19 protein-coding genes and 2 other annotated features are annotated in these 25,294 nt (G+C 45.6%); of the genes, 3 read left to right on the plus strand and 16 right to left on the minus strand.

From position 1 onward, the window contains the following. Positions 1-156: 156 nt before the first annotated feature. From dnaK to C1I38_RS04995, 7 genes are all read right to left on the minus strand, one after another. Entirely contained in the window at positions 157-2,016 is a 1,860-nt protein-coding gene (gene dnaK, locus C1I38_RS04965) for a molecular chaperone DnaK (protein WP_119776024.1), read from the minus strand. Positions 2,017-2,107: 91 nt separating this feature from the next. Beyond that, on the minus strand, positions 2,108-2,683 hold the full coding sequence (gene grpE / locus C1I38_RS04970) for a nucleotide exchange factor GrpE (protein ID WP_119776022.1): 576 nt from the start codon (positions 2,681-2,683) through the stop codon (positions 2,108-2,110). A 21-nt stretch (positions 2,684-2,704) separates the two neighbouring features. Continuing rightward, a complete protein-coding gene (gene hrcA / locus C1I38_RS04975; RefSeq protein WP_020491482.1) occupies positions 2,705-3,754 on the minus strand; it encodes a heat-inducible transcriptional repressor HrcA in 1,050 nt (349 codons plus the stop codon). A gap of 125 nt (positions 3,755-3,879) precedes the next feature. Beyond that, positions 3,880-5,217, minus strand: a complete 1,338-nt coding sequence (hemW, locus tag C1I38_RS04980; RefSeq protein WP_119776021.1) for a radical SAM family heme chaperone HemW — start codon at positions 5,215-5,217, stop codon at positions 3,880-3,882. 145 nt (positions 5,218-5,362) lie between these two features. Further along, the gene (lepA, locus tag C1I38_RS04985) at positions 5,363-7,168 is read right to left on the minus strand and encodes a translation elongation factor 4 (protein ID WP_020491480.1); all 1,806 of its coding nucleotides are present in this window, start codon (positions 7,166-7,168) and stop codon (positions 5,363-5,365) included. 120 nt (positions 7,169-7,288) lie between these two features. Next, positions 7,289-8,848 (minus strand): murein biosynthesis integral membrane protein MurJ, encoded by a 1,560-nt coding sequence (murJ, locus tag C1I38_RS04990; protein WP_026156277.1) that lies wholly within the window; start codon positions 8,846-8,848, stop codon positions 7,289-7,291. A gap of 55 nt (positions 8,849-8,903) precedes the next feature. Continuing rightward, the gene (locus tag C1I38_RS04995) at positions 8,904-9,872 is read right to left on the minus strand and encodes a stage II sporulation protein P (protein WP_119776019.1); all 969 of its coding nucleotides are present in this window, start codon (positions 9,870-9,872) and stop codon (positions 8,904-8,906) included. Between the two features lie 232 nt (positions 9,873-10,104). Next, positions 10,105-10,371 (plus strand) — a binding site (T-box leader). Positions 10,372-10,467: 96 nt separating this feature from the next. Between C1I38_RS04995 and ileS the strand changes: the two genes are divergently transcribed. Together ileS and C1I38_RS05005 are read left to right on the plus strand one after the other, a co-directional pair. Continuing rightward, positions 10,468-13,569, plus strand: coding sequence for an isoleucine--tRNA ligase (gene ileS / locus C1I38_RS05000; protein ID WP_119776017.1), 3,102 nt, complete (start codon positions 10,468-10,470; stop codon positions 13,567-13,569). 213 nt (positions 13,570-13,782) lie between these two features. Further along, entirely contained in the window at positions 13,783-14,538 is a 756-nt protein-coding gene (locus C1I38_RS05005) for a Uma2 family endonuclease (RefSeq protein WP_119776016.1), read from the plus strand. Positions 14,539-14,623: 85 nt separating this feature from the next. Here the strand turns inward: C1I38_RS05005 and C1I38_RS05010 are convergent, their stop codons facing one another. The 5 genes from C1I38_RS05010 to C1I38_RS05030 form a co-directional block, all read right to left on the minus strand. Next, positions 14,624-15,343, minus strand: a complete 720-nt coding sequence (locus tag C1I38_RS05010; RefSeq protein ID WP_119776014.1) for an ABC transporter ATP-binding protein — start codon at positions 15,341-15,343, stop codon at positions 14,624-14,626. Then, positions 15,336-16,103, minus strand: a complete 768-nt coding sequence (locus tag C1I38_RS05015) for an ABC transporter ATP-binding protein (RefSeq protein WP_119776012.1) — start codon at positions 16,101-16,103, stop codon at positions 15,336-15,338. Before C1I38_RS05015 ends, C1I38_RS05010 begins: the two co-directional genes overlap by 8 nt. A 104-nt stretch (positions 16,104-16,207) precedes the next feature. After that, positions 16,208-17,182, minus strand: a complete 975-nt coding sequence (locus C1I38_RS05020) for a branched-chain amino acid ABC transporter permease (RefSeq protein WP_119776010.1) — start codon at positions 17,180-17,182, stop codon at positions 16,208-16,210. A gap of 91 nt (positions 17,183-17,273) precedes the next feature. Continuing rightward, positions 17,274-18,149 (minus strand): branched-chain amino acid ABC transporter permease, encoded by an 876-nt coding sequence (locus C1I38_RS05025; RefSeq protein WP_119776009.1) that lies wholly within the window; start codon positions 18,147-18,149, stop codon positions 17,274-17,276. Between the two features lie 33 nt (positions 18,150-18,182). Continuing rightward, positions 18,183-19,373, minus strand: coding sequence for an ABC transporter substrate-binding protein (locus C1I38_RS05030; RefSeq protein ID WP_119776007.1), 1,191 nt, complete (start codon positions 19,371-19,373; stop codon positions 18,183-18,185). 240 nt (positions 19,374-19,613) lie between these two features. Continuing rightward, positions 19,614-19,877, minus strand: a binding site (T-box leader). 278 nt (positions 19,878-20,155) lie between these two features. Between C1I38_RS05030 and rpsT the strand changes: the two genes are divergently transcribed. Continuing rightward, positions 20,156-20,428, plus strand: coding sequence for a 30S ribosomal protein S20 (rpsT, locus tag C1I38_RS05035; protein ID WP_083916743.1), 273 nt, complete (start codon positions 20,156-20,158; stop codon positions 20,426-20,428). 124 nt (positions 20,429-20,552) lie between these two features. Here rpsT and holA read toward each other — a convergent pair whose 3' ends face one another. The 4 genes from holA to C1I38_RS05055 all read right to left on the minus strand — a co-directional run bounded on the left by holA (position 20,553) and on the right by C1I38_RS05055 (position 25,287). After that, positions 20,553-21,617 carry a DNA polymerase III subunit delta gene (gene holA, locus C1I38_RS05040; protein WP_119776006.1) on the minus strand — a complete coding sequence of 355 codons (1,065 nt, stop codon included), beginning with the start codon at positions 21,615-21,617 and terminating at the stop codon, positions 20,553-20,555. A 36-nt stretch (positions 21,618-21,653) separates the two neighbouring features. Continuing rightward, on the minus strand, positions 21,654-22,517 hold the full coding sequence (locus C1I38_RS05045) for a methyl-accepting chemotaxis protein (RefSeq protein ID WP_020491469.1): 864 nt from the start codon (positions 22,515-22,517) through the stop codon (positions 21,654-21,656). 284 nt (positions 22,518-22,801) lie between these two features. Next, positions 22,802-23,320: a peptidylprolyl isomerase gene (locus C1I38_RS05050; protein ID WP_119776004.1), complete on the minus strand. Its 519-nt coding sequence runs from the start codon at positions 23,318-23,320 to the stop codon at positions 22,802-22,804. An 86-nt stretch (positions 23,321-23,406) separates the two neighbouring features. Further along, entirely contained in the window at positions 23,407-25,287 is a 1,881-nt protein-coding gene (locus C1I38_RS05055) for a ComEC/Rec2 family competence protein (RefSeq protein WP_243103713.1), read from the minus strand. Positions 25,288-25,294: the final 7 nt, after the last annotated feature.

The following is a 25,294-nucleotide window of genomic DNA, read 5'->3' on the forward strand; positions in this document are numbered from 1 at the left end:
ACCATTATTATTAATATGTTAAGATTCAAGGCGCGTTGTACCGGTATTTAGCTTTGAGGCTAAATACCGGTACTTTTTGTGTTTCAATATCGTTATTATCTGCGGACTCTTCATAATCAATCGATCAAACAATTATCTGATTCATACTGATTCTGTTTATTTATCCTTGTCCACTTCGGTATATTCAGCATCGACAACATTGTCATCTGCCTTGCCGGCTCCGGTATCCTGCTGACCTGGGTTTGGTCCAGCGCCCGGTCCCTGTGGACCTGCACCGGGTGCTCCCTGCTGCTGATACATTTTTTCCACAAACGGATACAGGATTTTGGTCAGTGCTTCGGATCTTGCATTAATTTCCTGAACATTATCGCTGCCTGTCGTAGCTCTAAGTTCTTCAGCAGCCTTCTTGATCGCATCCCGTTCGGCGGTGTCGCCTTTGCCTTCGAAGTCCTTCAGGGTCTTTTCAGCCTGGTACGCGAGTGAATCTGCTTGGTTTCTGGCATCAATCAGTTCCCTTGCCTGTTTGTCTTTCTCAGCATTGGCCTCGGCATCCTGACGCATCTTTTCGATTTCGTCTTTGCTTAAGCCGGTTGAAGCGGTAATGGTTACCTTCTGTTCGTTACCGGTTGCCATATCTTTCGCCGAAACGTGTACAATACCGTTTACATCAATGTCAAATTTGACTTCGATCTGCGGTACACCTCTTGGGGCAGGCGGAATTCCGGAAAGTTGGAAGCGGCCGAGTGTCTTATTGTAAGCAGCCATTTCGCGCTCACCCTGAAGCACATGGATATCTACCGAAGTCTGGCTGTCGGCTGCAGTGGAGAAAACCTGGGATTTGGTAGTCGGAATGGTCGTATTCCGGTCAATGATCCTGGTGAATACGCCGCCCAGGGTCTCAATTCCGAGGGAAAGCGGAGCAACGTCGACTAGAACAATATCTTTCATTTCACCAGCCAAGACCCCGCCCTGGATAGCCGCGCCGAGCGCAACGACTTCATCCGGATTAACACCTTTATGCGGTTCCTTGCCGCTGATTCTCTTAATGGCCTCCTGGACTGCCGGGATTCTGCTGGATCCCCCGACAAGAATGACCTGATCAATTTCATTGAAGGAAAGCTTGGCGTCTTCCATAGCCTGACGGGTAGGTCCCATTGTTTTTTCGATCAAGTCTGCTACAAGCTCTTCAAATTTGGCGCGCGTGATATTCATATCCAGATGAAGCGGTCCTTCAGCGGACATCGTGATAAACGGCAGATTAATATTCGTCTGGGCGACACCGGAAAGCTCAATTTTGGCTTTTTCAGCGGCTTCCTTCAGACGCTGCAGGGCCATCCGGTCTTTGGCAAGATCAACACCATTGCTCTTTTTAAATTCGGCAATAATGTAATCCATTAAACGCTGGTCAAAGTCATCACCGCCAAGAAGGTTATTCCCGTTAGTCGCTTTCACTTCGACCATTCCCTGACTCAGTTCGAGAATTGAGACGTCAAATGTTCCGCCGCCAAGGTCGTAAACAAGTACGGTCTGATCATGCTCTTTGTCAAGTCCATAAGCCAGTGCTGCTGCAGTAGGCTCGTTGATAATACGCAGAACTTCGAGACCGGCGATCGTGCCGGCATCTTTGGTAGCCTGACGCTGGGCATCAGTAAAATACGCCGGAACGGTGATGACAGCCTGGGTGACTGAAGACCCCAGATAAGCTTCCGCATCAGCTTTGAGTTTCTGCAGAATCATCGCAGATACTTCCTGCGGTGTATAGGATTTATCCATCAAAGTCACTTTATAGTTCGTGCCCATATGACGCTTAATCGAACTAACCGTATTGTCCGGATTGGAAACAGCCTGGCGTTTGGCCACCTGCCCTACCAGTTTCTCGCCATTCTTGGAGAAGCCGACGACTGAAGGGGTAATGCGCGCTCCTTCAGGATTCGGGATTACAACAGGTTCGCCGCCTTCAAGCACTGCAACACAAGAGTTAGTGGTTCCTAAGTCAATACCGATTACTTTACCCATTTGATTTCCTCCTTGCAAATTCTCATATCGTATTTTTTGTTTCTTTCAACTTATATGCTCTTTGATCAGACTGAGATTTAGCTTAACACGATCAGCCTGAAACTTTGACCCGGCTGGGCCTGATCACTTTATCCTTCAGATAATATCCCTTTTGGAATTCTTCCAGAATCATATTCTCCGGCTGGTCAGATTCTTCTTTCAGCAGGGCTTCATGGAGATTTGGATCAAATTCCTGGCCGACTGTTTCAATAATTTTGAGCCCCTCATCTTCCAGGACTTTCAGAAACATTCTTTCGATCATTTCGACACCCTGGGATAACGCCTCAAAATCGTTGTTTTTTTGACTGGAAACAATCGCTCTTTCAAAATTATCCAGGACCGGCAGCAGGGAATGAATAACTTTTTCCGAAGCATACCGGGCAGTGTCTTCTTTTTCCTTCTGGGTTCTTTTGCGGAAATTGTCAAATTCAGCTTTCAGTCTTTGCATTTGGGTATAATAGTCTTCCGCTTTGGACTTATGCTCTTCAATTTCCTCACGCAGGCGCTGCAAATGATCGATAGAATCAATGTCCTCAGTCAGGCATTCTTCACTCTCCTGCCCGATGTTCTGGTTTTCTTTATCTTCCTGAGCGTTTGCAGACGCTTGATTTGTTTTTTCTTTGTTCACGCAGTTGCCTCCCTTCTTGATCTAAGTCCGGGTCCTCCGGTGCCTCTCCGTCAGCAATTCGGTCAAACTGTTTGTCATATAGTCTACAATCGCGATCGCTTTGCCGTAATCCATTCTGGTTGGACCCAAAACGCCTACTGAACCAATCTGTTTCCCGTTAATCTGGTAGGTTGCAGATATAATACTGCAGTTTTTAAATACCTGGTCAGCATTTTCCGCTCCGATCATGATACTTAATCCCTTTTGATCATGACTTAGAAGCTCCTTCAGCTTATTGTTCTCCTCAAATACGGAAAAGAGACTTCGAACTTTATTGATATCCCTGAATTCAGGCTGATCAAGCATATTTAATGTCCCGCCAAGGTAGACCCGTTCTTCAGACTCTCCATCCTTATCATCAAACATTCTTTCCAGAATACCCATCATTCCATCAATAATGCGGCGTTTTCTGGAGAGCTCACTGTATATTTCGTTGATCAGGCCTTTTTTCAGATCCTGTACCCTAGTTCCGCTCATTTTCTGGTTAAAGAGATTCGCCAGAACCTGAAGTTCCTCCGGGCTTGTATCCGGACCGATATCGACAATATTATTCTCTACTGAACCATTCTCTTTTACGGTTACCATGATAGCCTTCCCTTGCTCGTAGGGAAGAAAATGCAAATTCTTCAGAATACCGTTTCGGCTTTTTGGTCCAAGTACAATACTAGTCAGGTTCGTCACCTGGGAAATAAGCTTTCCGGTGTATTCGATGACTTCCTGCACTTCGCTGAGTCTGCTGGTGATCTCCTGGTTGATATTTTTCTTTTCATCGTGGTTCAGACTTAAAGGGTCCATCAAATAATCGACATAATAGCGATAGCCCGAGTCGGAAGGAATTCTTCCTGCAGATGTATGGGGCTGTTCAATAAGTCCCAACTCTTCGAGATCTGCCATCTCATTGCGGATCGTCGCCGGAGACACCCCCAGCTCAAACTTTTTGGAAATGGTTCTGGAACCGACGGGCTCCGCGGTGGCAATATAGTCCTGCACAATCGCTTTTAAAATCTTGTGTTTTCTTTCATCCATTTCCATCAAAGTGCCACCTCCGATTGATTTGTTAGCACTCTATCAAGGTGAGTGCTAATCATCTGAACATAATTTAGCATGAAGGTAAAATAATGTCAAGAGGAATCATCATCGAATAGTATACAATTCAACTACAGCATAAAATCCACCAGAACCGCGTTGAGAACGAAAAAACAGGCAGGATTAATTTTCAATCTACCTTCGGCAAGCAAGAAAATATCCTTATCGATATAGTTTTGCAAAATTCGTCCATAAATATCCTGAATTTCGGTTTGAAATTTGGCGGCAAATTCTGCGATGTCAATTCCGTCCGCCATCCGCAGCCCCAGCATCATAAATTCGGAGATCTTCTGTTCTCTGGTCAGCACTTCGTTTGCCGAGGGGTCCAGAGGCCTTAGTCCTGATTCCAGTATCCGCGCATACCCCGCGATATCCTCCCTATTCCTGGTTCTAGCGTTGTGCAGACACGAAACTGCCCCCGGTCCAAGACCGATATAATCCTGCCCTCGCCAATAAGACTGGTTATGTTTGCATTCAAAACCAGGCCTCGCAAAGTTGGAAACTTCATAGCGGCCATAACCGAAGCTTTGAAGATAAGAAACCGCCCATTCGTACATATCAGCTTGTAAGTCGTCATCCGGCAGACGATTCAGGCGTCTCCGGCTGTTCGAGTCATCCAAGGTTTCTTTGCAGTCCGAACTGCCTGCCTGACTGCATGCATATTCTTTATGCAGTGGGGTATCTTCCTCAAGCGTAAGTGCATAGAGTGAAAGGTGTTCCGGCGACAACGTAATGGCCTGGCGGAGTGTATCCTGCCAATGTCCCATTTTCTGTCCTGGAAGTCCAAAAATCAGGTCAAGATTCAGGTTGTCTATCCCCGATTGTCTGACAAGGGCGACGCTCCTGTGAATATCTTCCGCGGTATGGATTCTGTCGATACTTTTCAGCAGGCGGTCATTAAAGCTCTGAGCGCCGAGCGATATCCGGTTGATTCCGTACGTTCGGCAGAGCATCAATTTTTCTCGGTCGAGTGTGCCGGGATTACACTCAATTGTTTTTTCTATGACTTGACCGGTCCAGGAAGTATGGATAAGGGGATTCCTTAACGGATCGGATATGTCTGTCGAGTCTGTCCGGTTCGGGGCCTTAAAATAATACCGACAAATCAAACTGAGCAGTCGTTCAAGCTGAGTGACATCCAGAACTGTGGGCGTTCCGCCTCCAATAAAAAGAGAAGAAACCCCTTGGGAGGCTTCCTTAGCTCGCAACTCAAGCTCCCGCTCCAGTCCGCACAAATAGACGGAGACCAAATCTGAGGCCGGGTCTGATAATAACCTATGGTCAGCCCTATCTGCACCACCGGATATTCTACTGTCCGCGATAATGGGCACAGTATAAGGAACCGAATAGAATGCGCAGTAGGAACATTTTTTTACGCAAAACGGAACATGAACATATAAAGAAGTCATACCTAATCACCTAATACAGCGATCTTTAACATTTTACATTCTCCGGCTGCAGACTGAGTCACCGTAATGGGATGGTGAGCGCCAAGCAAAGCACGGTGGCGGCGCAGGAGAGATGCCTAGGGTCAAATGCGATTCAAATCAAAAATCAATCGTCCATTTTGAGCACTGCCATGAAAGCGTCCTGGGGTATTTCCACGTTGCCGACTTGTTTCATGCGTTTCTTGCCTTCTTTTTGTTTTTCCAGTAGTTTGCGTTTCCGGGAAATGTCACCGCCGTAACATTTAGCTAGAACATCCTTACGCATGGCCCGGATATTCTCTCTAGCAATGACCTTGGTCCCGATGACAGCCTGGACAGGGATTTCAAACATCTGCCGCGGAATCAGGCCACGCAGTTTTTCGACAAGCCTGCGCCCACGGGAATATGCTTTATCTTTGTGGACAATAAAGGAAAGTGCATCTACAATTTCAGCGTTCAGCATGATATCAAGTTTCACAAGATTCGCTTCCTTATATCCGATCAGTTCATAGTCCAAAGACGCATACCCTTTGGTTCGGGATTTAAGCTGATCGAAGTAATCGTAAACGATTTCGCTTAACGGAAGCTCATAATATAGGCTTACCCGGGAGGCGGTGATATAGTCCATGTTCAGGAACGTACCCCTTTTCTCCTGGTTCAGTTCCATGATGGTACCTACATACTCGGATGGTACCATAATCGTAGCCTTAACCACAGGTTCTTCAATCGATTCGATCTTTCCTTCAGACGGCAGAAGCGCAGGGTTATCAATGAAGATCTGTTCCTTGGCTGTGGTATTCACTTTATAAACAACGCTCGGTGCAGTTGTAATGATGCTGAGGCCAAATTCCCGCTCAAGTCTCTCCTGAATGATTTCCATATGCAGGAGACCCAGGAACCCACAGCGGAAACCAAAACCCAGCGCCGCGGACGTTTCATTTTCATACATTAAACTCGCATCATTCAGCTGAAGTTTTTCCAGCGCATCCTTCAGCCTGTCAAAGTCGGAAGTTTCAACCGGATAAAGGCCGCAAAAAACCATCGACACCGCTTTGCGATAACCCGGCAACGGTTCTGCAGCCGGATGGTCGTTATCCGTCACGGTATCCCCAACGCGAGTATCTCCGACATTCTTAATACTACCTGCGATATAGCCAACCTGGCCTGCCCTTAGTTCTTCAACAATCGTCATCCCGGGTGTAAAAACACCAACTTCGGTAATTTCAAACATTTTTCCGGTGGACATCATCTTGATGCTCGTACCTTTGGAGACTTTGCCGTCAAATAATCGGATATAAGGGATCGCACCTTTATAGGAATCAAACTTCGAGTCAAAAATCAGCGACTTCAAGGGTTCTTCATCATCGCCCTTCGGCGGAGAAATTCTCTTAACAATCGCTTCCAGGATCTCTTCGACCCCAATCCCCATTTTGGCCGATGCGAGGATCGCCTCACTCGCATCAATCCCAATCACATCTTCAATCTCCTGTTTGACTCTGTCAGGTTCTGCGCTTGGCAGATCAATTTTATTAATAACAGGAATGATCTCCAGGTCATTTTCCAAAGCAAGATAGACATTAGCGAGGGTCTGTGCCTCAATACCCTGTGCTGCATCGACGACTAACAAGGCCCCTTCGCAGGCAGCCAAACTCCGGGAAACTTCGTAAGAAAAGTCAACATGCCCGGGAGTATCAATCAGATTCAGCTCATAGACCTCTCCATCTTTCGCCTTGTAGCGTAAACGGACTGCCTGCAGTTTGATAGTGATCCCACGCTCCCGTTCCAAATCCATGGAGTCGAGAACCTGCTCCTTAAGTTCCCGGGTGGACATGGTTCCAGTATACTCAATCAGTCGATCAGCAAGGGTAGATTTGCCGTGATCGATATGGGCAATGATTGAAAAATTCCTAATTTTGGATGAAGCGTTTGCCATGGATATTCTTCTCTCCCTGAATATAATACCAGCACATCATTATAACAAATTACCGCCTTGAAAAGCAAGGCGGCTCCGGGATACTGGAGGACAGAAGCGTTTCTTTTGTCCTCTGCTCCTCTATTTACGACGTTTTATCAGCATGTCAATGGCCATTTTGTACTCCTCCATCTTCAGCAGACGGGCAACGATAAAAAACGCGAGCATGCCGACGAGTGCTCCGCTGATTAAAACGATTGTCGAGCCAATTTTGCCAATTCCGACCCAAAGGGTGAGCAGATTCGCCCAAATCATGACGACAGCTGCCATGGCCAAAGCAGCTGCTAGTGTTTTACTAAACACGGCTGCAATTCTGCGCCCATCAATTTTGCCAAGCTTACGGCGTAGTACAATAAACAGCAAAAGCATCTGCATCATGGCTCCGAGGGTTACAGCAAGGGCCAAACCTCCGCAAGCCAGAGGCCCGACCAAAATATACATCCAGATGATGCTGGCAGCCATGGCGACGAGGCCAAGAATAACCGGAATCCAGGTGTTCTGCATTGCATAAAAAGCACGCGGCAGAATTTGAATAATAGCCTGAGCTGTGATCCCAAGCGAAAAATACAGCAGTGGTACAGCCATGATATCCGTATCCCCGGCGCTGAATTCACCATGCTGGAACAGAACTCGGATCAAAGGGAAGCGCAGGACGACCATCCCAATGGATATCGGAACTGTAATAAAGATAATCAGTCGGATTGCACTCGAAATCGTCTCGAGAAAATCTTTGGCCTTTTTCAGAGCCGCCTGTTCTGTTAAGGTCGGGAAAACAGCGACACCGATGGCCAACGCGAAGATTCCGACCGGGACCTGGAAAAGACGGTAAGAGTACCAGACCGCAGTCAAGCTTCCCGGATCAAGTGCGGAACCGAGGTTGGAATTCACGATAACCTGGAATTGATTCAAGGTATACATGATTATCATCGGGACAGCCAACAGCATAATCTTCCGGACCCCGGGATGTTTCAGATCGATCATTGGATAGTAGCGGAAGCCAACCTTTCGCAGGGAAGGTACCTGAACAAGAAAATTAGCTGCAGCTCCGATGACGACCCCAAACGCAAAACCGGAGATACTCCGGGCTTCACCGGAATTAGCCCAAATCGCTCCAAATAGGATGATACTGGCATTGTAAAGGACCGTCCCCAACGCGGACGGCCAAAATATTTTGTACGAGTTCAGGATGCCCATCGTAATCCCGCTCAAAGCCAGAATGACCGGCTGCAGTAGCAGGATACGGGTAAGATAGATTGTAAGTTCCTTATTCGCCGGACTGAATCCGGGCACCTGAAGCTCAATAAACTTCGGAGTCAGCAGCATGCCCGCGATAACCAGGATACAGAGCAGAAGAAATGTCGCATTGGTTACCGAGCTCACGACTTTCCATCCTTCTTTTTCCCTGCCTTTGGCAATATATTCGGATAGGACAGGGATAAAGGCAGCACTTAACACGCCTCCAACCAATAACCAGTACAGCAGGTCCGGAAGGATAAAGGCCGTATTATACGCGTCAGTAGCTGCCGTTTTTCCGAACAATCCGGCCATCAGAGACTCCCTGATGAAACCGAGAAGCCTGGAAACAAGGTTGGCAGCCATCATGAAGCCGGCTGCTTTCATCATCTTTTGATTGTTTGTCATCATGAAGCTGAAGGACCTTTCTATCTACCCATCAATGCATTCTCTGCAAATTATATCATTTACCGAGATATTCCTTCAATACTTCGGCTATGGGACCGGCCGCAGCCTGTGCTTCCTCCAGCGTATTTAACTGACTGCCTATTTCCACCAGGATGGCTCCATCCGTAAGGTACTGATTGTAGCGTGCCTCTGAAGCATAGCGGATTTTCGGGAAAAACAGTCCCGGATATTTTTCCTCCGCAATCTTAATAATCTCATGCGCAATTGCGTCATTCTTTTCCCAATTTTGATTTTTCTGACCGATCACAATCATGACCTTGGCGCACTCTTGCCCATTAATCTTTATCGTGTCCTTTCCTACCTGAGGAGGCAGCCCGTCCCGGTGGAGATCGATCAGCAGGCGAGTCGTCGGATTTTCTTCAATTATTTTTTTTGCTGTAAGGTAGGAATGATTGTAGGACTGGATATAAACCGCATCATTTACCTCTTCAGAATGTACGGTCTTGATCCCGGCCTGGATCAATTTTTCTGACAATAACCGTCCAATCTTCACAATATCTCCGTTTTCACCTCCGGCTACCCGGTCTGCACCGCCATCCCCCGAATAAGACTCTGCACTGTGGGTGTGATAGATGCCTACCAAGACATCCTGCGCACTTTTAACCGGTTCAGGGTCATGATAGAACGGATTATCAAGGGGTTCGAGCAGCGGCCCCTCCATTTCAGGATCATTGGGATGATAGGCCCAGCCCAGCCAAGTCGGCCCTTCGGAAGGAGGCGCATAGAAACTTAAAAAATACGTCCGGGCATCAGATATGTTGACTCCGGTCAGCAAATACATTCCGATCCCTGCAGCAGAGTTCCGTGTATCACTGATATAGGTTCGTTCCGGATAAGACATCCCCGGGGCGCCTTCCAGAAGTACAAGCTCAAACGGGAAACTTTTTTCGGACAGTATTTTTATGGTATACTGAAAACTATCATTGGAAATACAAAAGTAAACAGAAAATGTAAGCAGCGCCAATAGTAAAATGACCCCAACAGCTTTCAGACGGTTTTTCCAAGAAAACAGGACAACCCCCTCCTTTCCATAATTAGGAATATGAAGGACAACCTTGTCTTAGAACATTGAAATAGCCTAATATTTTACGCCTGCATTTGCGCTGAATTTATGCATCGTAGAATTTTTAAGATGTACTTGGCATTTTTGCATGAGATGTCATATAATAGATATAATTTGAAAACAATTCAAGCATCAAACAGCGAGGAATGGGACAGTAGCTTAAAAGAAAGTCCACAGAAAGCAATCGAATGCTGAGAAATTGCGGCTGACTTTCAAGTGAAGATCACCCGGGAGCTGAACTTCAGAAATATGATACCTTGTCTTGTAAAATGATCAGTAACAGGGTTCCAGTAAGAAGTTCCGCCTGCCCTGCGTTAACGGGCAAGAGTGATGTGTTTGACGTATTTTCATGTACCCAGACATATAATCAGGGTGGTACCGCGGTTTAGTCGTCCCTAAGTTATTTATACTTAGGGATTTTTAATTTTTTATATTACAACTTAAGGGTTGACAATTAAACTAGCAATCATTAATGAATTGATAAAGGAGAATCTCTATGGAAAAGTTCAAATCTTTAGCTGAAAACCCTGTTGCTGAACGGGAAAAACAAATATCGGATTACTGGGATTCAATTGATATTCTGCAAAAGACAATTGAAAACCGTGAAGGCGCAGAACCGTTTGTATTTTATGAGGGTCCGCCGACGGCCAACGGCAAGCCAGGTATTCACCATGTCATGGCCAGAACCCTGAAGGATTCCGTCTGCCGGTATCAAAACATGAAAGGTTTCCAGGTCAAACGGAAGGCTGGATGGGATACGCACGGACTTCCGGTAGAAATTGAAGTTGAAAAACAGCTGAATCTTTCCGACAAACAAGGTATTGAAGCGTACGGGATTGCTCAGTTCAATGAAAAATGCCGTGACTCAGTGTTTACGTATGAAAAGCAATGGCGCGAAATGACGATCCGGATGGGTTATTCGATTGATCTAGATCATCCGTATATTACCCTGGATAACAATTATATCGAAAGTGTCTGGTGGATTCTGGACAAATTCTTCAAAGAAGGCTACATGTACGAAGGTCACAAGATTCTTCCGTACTGTTCTAGATGCGGAACCGGACTTGCTTCCCATGAAGTCGCGCTGGGCTATAAAGAAATCAAAACAAATACCGTCATCGCCAAATTTAAGCGCAAAGGAGTTGACGAGTATTTCCTGGCCTGGACGACCACACCATGGACCTTGCCCTCCAATGCGGCACTCACAGTCAGCCCGGCTGAGACCTACGTCAGAGTCCGCAGCAATGATGAGATTTATTATTTATCAAAGACGCTTGCGCCGAAAGTACTTGGCGACGATTATGAAGTCCTGCAGGAATTAAAAGGCACTGAGCTTGAATATATGGAATATGAACAGCTGATGCCGTTTTTAAGCACCGACAAAAAAGCTTTCTTCGTGACGACAGCCGATTATGTCACGACAGAGGACGGTACCGGGATCGTCCATACCGCACCTGCTTTTGGTGAGGACGACTATAACACCGGAAAACGGTATAACCTGCCGGTTTTTCAGCCAGTGAATGAATCGGGCAAATTCATCGCAACGCCTTGGAAAGACAGCTTTGTGATGGATGCCGATCTGGATATTATCAAGTGGCTGTATGCCGAAGGCAAACTGTTCAAGAAAGAAAAAATGGAGCATAACTACCCGCACTGCTGGCGCTGTCAGACGCCCCTGCTGTACTACGCCAAGCCGAGCTGGTACATTGCGATGACCAAACTGAAAGATCAGCTTGTCGCTAATAACAAAACTGTCGAATGGTATCCCGACTTTGTCGGTGAAAAACGTTTCGGCAACTGGCTCGAAAATGTCAATGACTGGGCATTGTCCCGTAACCGCTACTGGGGGACTCCTTTAAATATCTGGCGTTGCGGATGCGGCCATACCGCTTCGGTCGGCTCCCGCAAAGAACTTGTGGAAAAAGCAATCGAAAAGATTGATGAAACCATCGAACTGCACCGACCTTACGTCGATGACGTTCATATCCGCTGTGAGAAGTGCGGCAAACCGATGACCCGGGTCAGTGAAGTGATCGACTGCTGGTTTGACAGCGGTGCGATGCCTTATGCTCAGCATCATTATCCATTTGAAAACAAAGAGAACTTTCATGAACTGTTCCCGGCAGATTTTATCTGCGAAGGGATTGACCAAACCCGCGGCTGGTTCTACTCACTGCTCGCGATTTCGACCTTCGTGATGGGCCGTTCGCCGTATAAGCGGGTTCTGGTCAACGATCTCGTTTTAGACAAACAGGGACAGAAAATGTCTAAATCCAAAGGCAACACAGTAGATCCGTTTGAACTGTTTGACCGGTACGGTGCCGATACGCTCAGATGGTATTTGCTTTATGTATCTCCGGCCTGGACACCTAAACGCTTTGACATCGAAGGCCTCAAGGAAGTTCAGAGCAAGTTCTTCGGAACACTCCGCAACGTCTATACCTTTTTTGTGCTCTATGCGAATACCGATGAAGTTGACCCAAGAGATTTCTTTATCGAATACAAAAAGCGGCCGGAGCTAGACAGGTGGATCCTCTCTAAATATCACGCCCTGCTGAACGACGTTGAAACCAATCTGGCTGTCTATGATCTGACCAAAGCGGTCCGAAAAATACAGGAATTTGTCAGCGAGGATCTCTCCAACTGGTATATTCGGCGCTCCCGCCGCAGATTCTGGGATTCCGGACTGTCGGACGACAAGAAGGCCGTCTATAACACCACGTATGAGATCCTGGTCGGCATCGCTAAAATCTCAGCACCGTTCGCTCCTTATCTGGCGGAAGAAATCTACCGTAACCTGACCGGCGGGACTTCGGTCCACCTGACAGATTATCCGGAATATGTCTCGACTATGATCAATGAGAACGTCGAAAACAGAATGGATTTGGTTAGGAATTTAGTCACCCTCGGCAGATCAGCCCGGGAACAGGTCAGGATCAAAGTCCGTCAGCCGATCCAGCAAATCCTGGTCGACGGAAAATATGAAGTCCTGATCGCGGATTTGATTCCACTGATCCAAGAAGAGCTCAATGTAAAAGAAGTTATTTTTGCGAACAACTTAAGCGATTTTATGAATTTCAGTCTAAAGCCTAACTTTAAAGTCGCCGGACCCGTCTTTGGCTCGAAAATTAAACTCCTCGGCAAAGCACTGGAAAGTCTGGAGGCCTCGAAAGCTGCAGCTGCTCTGGAGGCCGGAGAATTACTTTCAGTTGATGTCGACGCAGAACAGCTAAATATCGTCAAGGACTATGTCATCGTGTCGATTTCAGCCAAAGAAGGATTCACGGTCACAATGGAAAACAACCTGTTTGTTATTCTTGATACCACGCTGACCAGAGAGCTTCTCGACGAAGGTCTGGCCAGAGAGCTTGTTTCCAAAGTCCAGCAAATGCGCAAGAGCAATGATTTCGAAATGATGGACCGGATCCGGATCTATTTTGACGGGGATGACGAAGTTACAAGCGCAATTCAAAGCTATCAGGAATACATCAGAGTTGAAACGCTTGCTGAAAGCATCGAAAAAACATCAGGTACCGCAGATCTGACCAAGGTAAACCTGAACGACCACGATGCCGGCGTCCGGGTCGAACGGATCTGAGCTCTTTGGCTCATCATATCATAGTGGAGTAACCACAAAAAACGAGTAATCCTAAACTGATATAATGCTGTTAATGGTTCTCATGACTATTAGCAGCATTATTATTTTTACTATTATCTTTGGTCTTATCTTTTATTATATTTGTTATTTTTTATTATTTTTGGTTGATTATGGTTGATTATGTTTATATAATTTTATTGAGGTGATCATGATATGCCAATAGACAAGAATCTTATGACTGCCCAAGCGTTGGCTGAAGCACTCGATCTTTCAACAGAAACTATTTGGAAATATACGCGAGAGAAAAAAATACCATTCATTGAATTGAATGGCAAGCAGTATCGTTATATATTGACGGATGTCATCCATGCACTTACAAATACTGCCTCAGCAGTGCAGGAAAAATCAAACGAATACACTGCAGAATCTTCTAGGAAGCTGACTTACGAAGACTATCTGAAGATACCGGATGAACCCGGCTACCGCATCGAAATTCTCGAAGGTATTATGATGAAAGAACCTTCTCCAAATGTTAGCCACCAACATGTTTTGCTTCGGTTGACATGGATTCTTGAAGATTATTTTCGGGGAAATGATCCCGAAGGCGAAGTATTTGTGGCACCTCTTGATGTAACATTATTAGATATCAACGTGGTCCAGCCCGACATTTTTTACGTTTCCGGGCAGCAAAAACAGATCATCAAAGAAGCCCGTATCAATGGCCAGCCAACAATCGTGGTTGAAATCATTTCCCCATCCAGCAGGCGCAAAGATCGTCTGCAGAAGCTGCAGATTTACCAAAAGACCAAGATCCCACATTACTGGCTGGTCGATCCGGCTGAGAAAACCCTCGAATGTTTTGTACTGAGGGATGGTTCCTACGTCTTAGCTGCAGCAGGTATGGATGAAGATGTTGTAGATCTTCCATATTTCACTGGTTTATCTATTCCATTGAAATCATTATGGTAGAAATTATACTATAATAGGATCCACTAACTCTTAAAACTCTTAAGGTTTTGATACGATACATACGCTGGGTAAAGCCGCAATATACTCACATCCGGGTCCGGCCCAAATAAGCCTCCTGAAGCAGAGCATCCGATATTGCTTCTTTAGAGTTTCCGTAGTGAACAATCCTACCTCGCTCCATGACAATTACACTGTCCGCTACTTTTAAGGCGGCTTTTGTATTTTGTTCAACCAGTACGACCGTAACGCCGGATTCTTTCATCCTGACCAGGATCGCCATAATCTCGCGCACAACAAGTGGAGCTAGCCCGACGGAAGGTTCATCAAGCAGCAGTAGCGAGGGCCTGGCCATAAGTGCCCTGCCTATCGCCAGCATTTGCTGCAGTCCGCCGCTTAAAGAACCTGCCAAGTCCTTTTCTCTTCCCTGCAGCAGAGGAAATAATTCTAAGATTTCCTTCGCATCGTTAGGAATATCAGTCCTGTCCTGACGATAACGGTGAAAAGCCCCCATCATTAAATTATCCATTACGCTTAATGCGCTGAATATTTCTCTCTTTTCCGGTATAAGGGCGATACCAGATCTGACGATTTTATCCGGTGACTGGCCGGTTATTTTTATGTTCTGAAAAACGATATCTCCTGCGGCCGGCTTGTATAACCCAGCAAGCGTCCCCAGCAGGGTACTCTTGCCTGCTCCATTGGCTCCGAGAATTGCCAGCATTTCTCCCTGCTTGACATTCATCGATAGATTTTTCAGCGCATGCACATAGCCATGATAAACATCGAGACCATTTACACTAAGCACTTTGCTCATCCTCTCCGAGATAGGCTTTGATCACTTCTGGGTGAGCCTGAATTTCTGCCGGGGTTCCCTGGGCGATCACCTCGCCAAAATTCAGTACAACAATCTTATCAGCAGCTTCCATGACCGTTTCCATATCATGTTCAATCATAATCATGGTCGTACCCTGACTGCGAAGTTTTTTCAAATATTCTGTCAGGATTTCAGATTCAGCGGCATTTAGCCCCGCAGCTGGTTCATCAAGCAGGATCAGTTTGGGCTGAGAAGCAAGGGCTCTGGCAATTTCCAAGAGTCTTTGCTGTCCAAACGGCAGAACTGCCGCCGGTAGACCGGCCGACTCCACTAAACCAACCTCTTCAAGCAGTCTAAGGGATTCAGCCCTGATTTTCTTTTCTTCCTTAGACCGATCTGGGGAAGAAAGGAACGACTTGATAAAGCCCTTTTTCCCCTGCAGGTAAGCCCCAGTCATGACATTTTCCATCACGGTCATGCTGCCGAAAAGCTGAAGGTTCTGAAAAGTTCTGCTTACTCCAGCCCGGGCTGTCTTATACGTCTTCATTCCGGTGATCGTTTTCCCTTCCAATAATATTTCACCTTCATCCGGTTGATATGTACCGGCAATCAGGTTAAAAATCGTCGTTTTTCCTGCACCGTTGGGTCCAATGAGCGCTGTTATTTTTGCTTCTTCAACCCCAAAGCACACATGTTTAACGGCCATAATGCCGCCAAAATGTTTTGTGATTCTGTGTAACTCTAGGAGCATCGCTTTTTCCCTCCTTCTGTTGCATTGATACGCAATCTATATTTTTTATTTAATATTCCTATTATTGTTCTGTTCAAATATAGGTTTAACGGACTATTTCAGTCTCAAACCAGACTCTTTTTTGATCTTTGGAAGAATTCTCCAATACTGGTTAAACCTTGCGGCCGGTAAATCATAAGGGCTACCAGGATGATTCCGTAAATAATAATCTGGTATTCGCCACCGGCTCCGGGAATGATGAGCGGTATCAATTCTTTTAAGATTTCACTCAGAGCCACGACAACTGCTGCCCCAAGCAAAGGCCCCCAAAAGGTTCCCAGGCCGCCGATTACAGCCATCAATACAAACTGGACGGAAGCATGAAATGTAAACGGTGACGGACTGATAAAGGTCACGAAAAAAGCATATAGGCCCCCTGCCAAGCCCGTAAGGAGCGCACTGAAGATAAAAGCCTGCAGCTTCAGGCGTATACAGTCAATACCGGCATTTTCTGCCGCATACTCACTCTCCCGGATCGCACATAAGGCCCTGCCTGTTCTGGAACGGACTAAATTTCGTATTCCCAGCAGTATCAGGACCAGAATAATCCACACCATGATATAAAATTCCCTGTCACTGTTTAAAGTAAGACTGCCGATGCCCAGATGCGGGATACCACTGATCCCGGATGGTCCTCCGGTAATATCTCGGCCCTCGGTAAATAATATATAGACCAAAATCCCAAATCCAAGCGTAGCAAGCGCAAGATATAGCTCGCGTAATTTAAGGGTCTGTCTGCCAATAAGTGCCGCCACGATTCCGGGAAGAAGAATCGCTGCAAGAAGGGCTAACAATGACGGCCAATGGAAACGCGTGGTTAATATTGCTGCCGTATAAGCGCCTAAACCAAAAAACGCCGCATGACCAAACGAAACCTGTCCCGCATAACCCATCAGTATTCCCAAGCCCTGAACAATGATGGCATACAGGCCGATAACAATCAGCATCCCATAAAGATAATTGCTGTTAAGCAGGAGCGGAATGATCAACAGCACCAGCATGATGACAGCTCCGCTAAATTTAAATTGAATCTTTTTCACCAGAGATACGCTCCTTACCATATAACGCTGTCGAATATTACTCAAAAAAATTTAAATCTATGCCAAAAGAAAACCCAACCCTGTTTTAAAATTAAATTTTACGCTCGCTAATTGCACCCAGGATCCCTTCCGGCCTGATTAAAAGGACTGCAAGAAGAATCACAATAGAGATCGCATCATTCAACCCGGAGGAAATCAGTCCGGAACTGTAGGCTTCCAAAAGTCCCAGGATTAATCCCCCCAGAACAGCTCCGGATATACTCCCCAATCCGCCAATTGTTGCCGCGATAAAACCTTTGACGCCTAACATAAAACCCATATCATACGTGACCATCGTCACCGGTCCGATGCAGATTCCTGCGGCGGTAGCCAAAGCCCCTGAAAAAACAAATGCGGCTAGGGAAATCATACTCAGATTGATCCCCTGTAGCTGGGCTCCGATGGGACTGAGGACGGAAGCCTTAACTGCTTTTCCCCAGTACGTCCGTCCAAAAAAAGTGTTGATGCAGATCAATGTTGCCGCTGCCAGCAAAAATATCCAGATACTCTGAGGATTGAGCGCCGCCCCGCCTGCCATGATTGGTCCGCTAGTCGTAAAGGAGGGCAAAGAGTAGGTATCTGTTCCCCAGATCAGAAGGGCCAGCCCCCTTAAGGATATTGAAATACCAATTGTAATGATCAGCATCGTCAGGCTGCTGGCCCCCCTAGCTTTGTTGACCGTCAGCCTTTCGAGCACCCCCGCCAACAAAGCGACAATAATGATGGCGAGAAGGGAGGCCGCTATTAGCGGCATCCCCATTGATTTGAAACTGACCGTCAGAAGTGCCCCGATAACCAGAAATTCCCCAAGGGCTAGATTTAATATGCCTGTTACTTTATAGGTGATAACCAGGGTAAGGGCAATAATGGAATAAATACTTCCAAGCGTAAGTCCGCTGAATAATAGCTGCAGTAGTTGTTCTCCCATCAGTTTTCACTCCGTTACTGAATTTTGCCCTTGTTACTGTAATATTTTCCATTTGCTGTCTTTGATCTGAACCAAAACGGCGGAATCCTCGCTTAAGCCATTATGATTCTGTTTAGACATATTAAATACCCCGGATACGCCGACAAGTCCCTGCGTTTTTTCCAGTTCATCCCGAATGGCGCTGCGGTCTGGACCGGCTTTTTCGATCGCCTTGACCAGGAGACTTAAAGCATCTGCCGCATAACCACCGAATGAATTGGGCGCGGTATTGTATTTATTTTGGTAATCATTGATATAACTTGTAAGCACTGCTTTCTGCGGATCAGAATCCGCAATCTGATCGGCCACCGGAAGCTTACCTATTGGAAGAATCACTCCGTCAGCAGCGTCCTTGGCAAGTTCAATGAATTTTTGATTGCCGACGCCATGACTGTGAATGAGCGGAATCGTCAGTCCCAGATCCTTATAGTTCTTCGTCAGGATGGAGGCCGAAGGCGGAATCGCCCATACGACGACTGCCTGAGCTCCACTGCTCTTGACATTCGTCAATTGCGGCGTCATATCATTGTCTGTCGCGTCAAATTTTTCTTCGGCAACGATGGTGATTCCATTTTGGGGAGCTGCTGCGCTAATGGCCTTCTTGCCATTGTCGCCATAGGCATTGTTCATATACATAAAGGCAATCTTCGTCATGTTATTCTTCTTGAGATATTCCACGATTTTATTGATCATGACGATATCGCTCTGGGCTGTTTTAAATACCCATTGCCTTTCAGCTGCCGGTTCAACTATGCTGCTGGCTGCTGCCAGAGAAATCATCGGGATTTGCGCATCCTGAACAGTTTTAATAATTGCCATCGAGGTTCCGCTGGAGCTGCCGCCTAAAACTGCAAGGACGCCTTTTTCGATCAGCTTATTCGCAGCAAGTACAGCCTCCGTCTCATCACTTTTATTGTCCTCAATGATCAGTTCAATCGGATGGCCTTGAATACCGCCTTCGGCATTGATTTTGTCCACCATCATCAGCAGTGTATCGCGTTCAGGTGTGCCCAAAGAAGAGGAAGTCCCGCTGATATCGAGAACCGCACCCACTTTGTAAGGTTCTGCTGTCTCACTGCCTGCCGTACTGCTCTTCCCGGAGCTGCAGCCCCCCAATATCAGGCTGCCCGCCAATAATAAAGCTACTACCATACTCCCTGTGAAACCTTTGAACTTTCTTTTCATCATCCTTCACTCCTACATTCATATTTTTCTGATTCACCAGAAAACAACAAGCCACAGCCTTCGCCGGGACGAAAGCTGTGGCCTTCCGCGGTACCACCCCAGTTAGCCGGATCACTCCAGCCCTCTCTTAAGAGTACGAATAAAGGAGTCTTTCCCTGCTGAAACTTAGGTGTGGTCCGTGGGCATCCGTGGCCTTGCTAGCCGCTCCTTGCAGCCAACTAAAAAAACACTTCTCATCCCTGAAGGGACGAAAGTGCTTCGCGGTACCACCCTATTTGGGTCTAAGCAGACCCCACTTTTCAGCAGGTACGGGACTTTATTCTTCCTTATACCCCCTCCCTTTTAACGGCGGAAGCCTCCGTCCAGACCTACTTACCCAAAGGTTTCAGTCCGGAAGTTCAGGGGTGAACCTTCAACGATCGATACGATAGAAACGCTTTCAGTCTAAGACGTTTCCTCCCTGGAAAGCTCATACCGTTTACTTTACCCCATCATTACTTTTATACAATAATGGTATTGATTTGAATCTATATTATCACAGAGCCCTGAGATTCGTCAATTAGAAATATCTATTCTGTATGCCCATAGAAATTCTGTATGGCTATTGTAAAATATATAAAAATATATTTCAGAATGGTATGCAATGGATGGTTGACATGGCAATAGATAAAGACAGGTTATTCTTTTTTAAGAATTTAGTTGCATAGTCTCGCTAAAATATGATAAAATAACTTTTGTCTAAAAAACGTGCGGTAGTTAGATGTTTCGAAGGGGGTGACTGTATGCCAAATATTAAATCAGCAATTAAAAGGGTCCAACTAAGCAAGTTACAGAATGCCAAGAATACTGCTGCCAGATCTTCCTTACGAACCGCTATTCGTCGTTTTGAGGAAGCTGTAAACAATAATCCTGAAAATGCTGTTGAAGCTCTGCAAAAAGCTTCCCGTGCACTTGATAAAGCTGCTGCAAAAGGTTTGATCCACAAAAACAAAGCAGCTCGCAAAAAATCCAGAATGGCCAAAAAGTTCCAGGCTTTGAATAATAAAGCCAGCTAAGCAACGCTGCACGAGTCCCTCCATGGACGTCGCAGCATCCGTGAAGGCTATTTAAACGCTTCACGCTCCATAGACATTGAAGAGGATATCTCAGAACCCTGGGGCATCCTCTTTTTTCATTACGTTATTTCTTACACAATCGTATAACCATTATTTCCAGCAGCAGCTGAGGGTTCCCTCCGCTGCTTTTTAACGCCAGTTCAGTCTGAAGACAATCTTCCATGGCCTCAGCCAATCTGTTGGCTGAAAAAGAGTCCGCTTGCTGAAAGAGTTTGTTTCCTTCAAAGAATGTCCTAATTCCTGCAGTGCCCATAAAATCATTGACTGTGCCCTTGCGGGCCCGCCAAATACTCGCTGCCAGTAACAGCCGGATATGGCGGACGATCATTGTATGCACTTTGAGGTAATGTTCCTGACTAAGCACTTCGCTAAGCCTGGCCAATGCATCTTTGGTATTCTCTGCCGCGATGGCATCCAACATCGCAAAGACCGTCGTCTCGATCATCGGCAAACTTATTTTCCGGATATCTTCAATTTCTATGTTTTGTTTTTCTCCGGTATATAGAGCTAATTTGGCCAGTTCCTGACTGAGCACCCCCGTCTGGTGACCAGCCCATTCCAAAAGAAACGAAGCGACGGGAACACTCAGGTTCTTCCCGTTTTGATGCGCTTGCTTTTGCAGCCAGGCCATCCATTCCGACTGGCCCTTCGGAAAAGCGAATTCTACTGTTTTCCCGTTTTTATTGATTTCCTTAAACAGTTTTCTGCCTTTGTTTACTTTTTCCGATATCAGAACCAGGCAAGTGGACGGATTTGGGTTCAGACAGTATTCCAGCAAGATATCCGGGTCACTTTCTCTCCCTGAATCGGATCGTTCTGTTTCTTCAGCGCTGTTTTCCGATTCAGAAACGCCTTTACTCCTGCCCGTTCCAAAATAAGGAAGATCATCAACAACCACGAGTTTTCCGGAAAAAAAAGCTGTCATATTGGCAGCCTGGATTATTTCTTCCCGGGTTTGTTCTTTTCCGTTAAGAAGCTCTGTATTGCTGCCGGAAGGGTCATCCAGCAAATAATAGTTTTTTAGCAGTTTCAAAGCCTCGGTGAGAGAATAACGGTCTTCACCGTACCAGAGATAAACAGAGGGAATACCGTGGTTCTCTATGTCGTGTTTGATTATATCTAATGTCATATCCTATTTTCTCCTTGGACTTAAGAAGAGGGTCTCTTATTTGCCATCCAATGTGATTTTTGAGAATTCAACCAGGTCCTGCGAATTTTCACTTACTTCCTCAATTGCAGCAGTGATTTCTTCAGTTGCTGCGGCCTGGTTTTCAGCAATACCACCAATCTCATTGATTTCTGTAATGATACTTCCGATGGAATCTTTCATCTCAGTAAGTATTTCAGTAATCATTTTGGCCGAATCGTTACTCTGGGCGGCAAGTTTGCGCATTTCCTCCGCAACCACTGCAAAGCCGCGTCCCTGTTCTCCGGCGCGGGCCGCTTCAATTGCGGCATTCAGTCCCAGCAAGTTGGAATGTGAGGATATATCTGAAATAGCGCCGATAACTTTATTGATTTCTTTAATTTTCACGGCGGATTCATTTGCGGATTTTACAGCATTGCTAATTTTGAACGAAAGTCCTTGTGATCCTGAAGCTACTTCCTGTAGCCCGGCGTTTACTTCCTGAAGCGTTGCTGCAAGACTTTGGGAAACCTCATCAATTCTAGCCTGTTTTTCCAAGCTTTTACCGATTCCGACACACCCGATGACTTCTCCATTGGGTGCTTTAATTGGGTATGTGAATGACGCAAACGGAAAACCGAATTTCTCTTTGGGCATAAGATTCGATGTGGATTTACCTGTTCTCATCACTTCAACAAGGTGAGGGTTATCACTAACCTTAAAACTCGCTGAATCCACGTTCGTCACCATTTTGTAGCCGGGGTAGTAATAGAGCATGTTTGTCCTGTTTGTGATCATCACCATAAGGTCTTCCTGCATCATTTCTTTTAAATTGGATAATACCATCGCGTAGGTTTCCAAGATTTCTTCATGGCTTTTTGCATTATTTTCTGCGAAATCCATTGAAATATCTTCCTCTCTCTTCACAAAATGACTATTTAGTAATTATTTTGAATTATATCTACTATAGCGCAGAACAAATAACTTTTCAACCAAAGATCATTGAGATTTTAAACAAAAAAAGTCCCCCTCAACGGATGAAGGGGAAAGAAAGAGGAGGAGAAAAGAGATGTTCATTTGGTATTATTTCCATGCACTTCCTCTTTTTATTCATGTTTTTAATATTTTTTGTATTTCCGTATAAAATTAGTCTTTGCTGGACTAATTTGATGTATCAGACTAAATATTTAGACGGTTTCCGGTTCAGCGTAATCTACACCTTTGGTGTCGACGGTTACACTTTTCATAGCTTGTTCCTGATTAGGTCTGTCCTGATAATTTCTTTCAACCGATACGATTTTATCGACAAATTCCATGCCTTCGATCACCTTACCGAAAGCAGCATATTGGCTGTCAAGGTGAGGTGAATCATCAACCATGATAAAAAACTGAGAACCGGCTGAATCTGCCATTCTGGAACGAGCCATTGACAGGACTCCACGACTATGCTTCAGATCATTTATGACGCCGTTGCCGGAGAATTCTCCTTTAATACTGTAGCCTGGATCACCCATTCCCGAACCCTGGGGACATCCTCCCTGAATCATAAAACCAGGAATGACTCTGTGAAAAATCAGACCGTCATAGAAGCCCTTCTCAATTAATGAAATAAAATTATTGACAGTATTCGGGGCTATTTCAGGATAGAGTTCGGCCTTAATGACATCCCCGTTGGCCATTTCAATCGTTACAATCGGTTTTTCCATGATCGATAACTCCTTTTCAACGTATGAATTATTCGTTCAGTTGTTGATTATAGCATAAATTTGGATAAAAAAGAAATTTGCAGCTGTCACCTGCCTGTTATTATTTTAGAGCTCTTTTTATTGATCATTAATTGTATTGTACCGTCTATATCTGTCCGATATATAGGTACACCTCTTTCTTCCCAGTAGTTGATAACCTCCCGGGAAGGATGACCAAAGCTGTTTTTGCCTACAGAAACAAACACTGCCCGGGGATTGGTACTGTCAAACCAAGCTGTATCCAGAGAGCCTTTTCCGCCATGATGTGGAATTTTTATAAAATCCGAATTCCAGTCAGTTCCTCTGTCTGAGATGGATTCCATTTCTTCTGCTTCCATATCTCCCGTCAATAAGATTTTTTTTCCCAGATATTCTATCTGTATCACCAGAGAATTATTATTCGAATCAGCACCGGTGTTGTTCATTTCTTCGACCGGGGCCATAATATCAATCTGCAGACTGGAAGAAAAATGGATATAATCCCCTGCCTTAAGCGTTACAAACTTTCCTTCGTTCCGGTAGTATTCCGCTGGAATTCCCGACTGCCATTCTTCATTTGTTATTCTATCGCCCGCTTCGGGTACTGCGACTTTTGCCACAGGCAAATTAGCCAGCAGGTATTGTGCCCCTCCCAAATGATCAGCATCCTCGTGCGTGATAAAAAGAAAATCCAATTTACCTATCCTTTTTTCCATTAGATAAGGAAGCACAATTTTTTCCGCTGCATTGTAGTTATCCTTACGGGGACCGGTATCGACAAGCAGGTTTTCTCGGGCCGTCTGAATCAGGATACAGTCCCCTTGGCCGACATCAATAAACGTGATCTTCAAGGCATTGCCGCTTGACCAGGGGTTCCAGAGCAATAGAATCAAAAGCAAAGCAAAGAGGTACCTGAATTTTACATATTGCAATATCACATCTCTCAGATTAGCATATCTCGGTTTTATCTGATTCGTATCTAACTTTTCAGCCTTACCAAGCTTGAGTGTGTCACCTATTCTGCTCAGGCAGGGCAGTAATCGTAATCTCTTCGCAGCTGATATAAGTCTTCTGATTTGTACACTCCAAATAAATTTTATTCTTTCCGTACCGAATAACACCCCTGCCAGAAATACATACCAGGCTATCCAGAAGATCATACCGGGATTCAATACCCAGAAATAGGCCCAGGGGAAAGATGCAATCAACGTCAATATACGGTCAGAGATCTCAAGCAGCCATACAGCAGCTTGAAAAAAAATAGGCGGCATACCCGGGACAAAAGATAATACCGTTCCGATAAGCCCTAGCTGCAAAACTCCGCCGAGCATAAAAAGGATGAATATATTGGTGATCAGCCCAGCTAGAGACAGTTTATGAAAAACATTCGTCATAATGGGCAGAACGGCAATCTGAGCGCCAAACGATGCTGCTGCAGGCAGTCTCAGTAATTCAGGCAGCTTGCCGAACCAGGCATTCTTTATCAACCGGGGTGATAGAACCAACATTCCCCAGGTCGCAGCAAAGGAAAGCTGGAAGCCTATATCACGTAAAAATAAAGGATTCCATAAATAAAGAATCAACGCAGCGAAAAGAAGCCATCTAAGCATCGATATTTTTTTACTGCCTAATAAGCGGCCGATCAAGACTGAGGTTCCCAAAATGGTTGCCCTTAAGATAGGCAGATTGCCACTGCATAAGACTGCATAACACAAGATAACGCCGATTGTTGCAGCGATTCTGGCTTTCCGGGGCAGGCCAAATAAAAACAGCCATGCCAGAGCCATCACAAAGGCCACATTCGATCCCGAAGCCGCAAAAACATGCATGACTCCTGCGGCTTTGTACATCTCCAGTGTTTTTGCAGAAATCCCGCTGGAATCACCAAACAAAATTCCTTCAAGAATGCCGGCTTGTTCCGGCCAGGACGCGGTCAGAATATTATGCACATGTTGA

It is taken from the genome of Dehalobacter sp. 12DCB1 (assembly GCF_004343605.1).
Taxonomy (GTDB): domain Bacteria; phylum Bacillota; class Desulfitobacteriia; order Desulfitobacteriales; family Syntrophobotulaceae; genus Dehalobacter.

What these genes read in the sequence shown, in the direction of transcription:
- dnaK (WP_119776024.1), bottom strand. Translation starts at nt 2,016, where the DNA reads ATGGGTAAAGTAATCGGTATTGACTTAGGAACCACTAACTCTTGTGTT.
- hrcA (WP_020491482.1), bottom strand. Translation starts at nt 3,754, where the DNA reads ATGGAAATGGATGAAAGAAAACACAAGATTTTAAAAGCGATTGTGCAG.
- hemW (WP_119776021.1), bottom strand. Translation starts at nt 5,217, where the DNA reads ATGACTTCTTTATATGTTCATGTTCCGTTTTGCGTAAAAAAATGTTCC.
- lepA (WP_020491480.1), bottom strand. Translation starts at nt 7,168, where the DNA reads ATGGCAAACGCTTCATCCAAAATTAGGAATTTTTCAATCATTGCCCAT.
- murJ (WP_026156277.1), bottom strand. Translation starts at nt 8,848, where the DNA reads ATGACAAACAATCAAAAGATGATGAAAGCAGCCGGCTTCATGATGGCT.
- ileS (WP_119776017.1), top strand. Translation starts at nt 10,468, where the DNA reads ATGGAAAAGTTCAAATCTTTAGCTGAAAACCCTGTTGCTGAACGGGAA.
- C1I38_RS05005 (WP_119776016.1), top strand. Translation starts at nt 13,783, where the DNA reads ATGCCAATAGACAAGAATCTTATGACTGCCCAAGCGTTGGCTGAAGCA.
- C1I38_RS05015 (WP_119776012.1), bottom strand. Translation starts at nt 16,103, where the DNA reads ATGCTCCTAGAGTTACACAGAATCACAAAACATTTTGGCGGCATTATG.
- C1I38_RS05025 (WP_119776009.1), bottom strand. Translation starts at nt 18,149, where the DNA reads ATGGGAGAACAACTACTGCAGCTATTATTCAGCGGACTTACGCTTGGA.
- C1I38_RS05030 (WP_119776007.1), bottom strand. Translation starts at nt 19,373, where the DNA reads ATGAAAAGAAAGTTCAAAGGTTTCACAGGGAGTATGGTAGTAGCTTTA.
- rpsT (WP_083916743.1), top strand. Translation starts at nt 20,156, where the DNA reads ATGCCAAATATTAAATCAGCAATTAAAAGGGTCCAACTAAGCAAGTTA.
- holA (WP_119776006.1), bottom strand. Translation starts at nt 21,617, where the DNA reads ATGACATTAGATATAATCAAACACGACATAGAGAACCACGGTATTCCC.
- C1I38_RS05045 (WP_020491469.1), bottom strand. Translation starts at nt 22,517, where the DNA reads ATGGATTTCGCAGAAAATAATGCAAAAAGCCATGAAGAAATCTTGGAA.
- C1I38_RS05050 (WP_119776004.1), bottom strand. Translation starts at nt 23,320, where the DNA reads ATGGAAAAACCGATTGTAACGATTGAAATGGCCAACGGGGATGTCATT.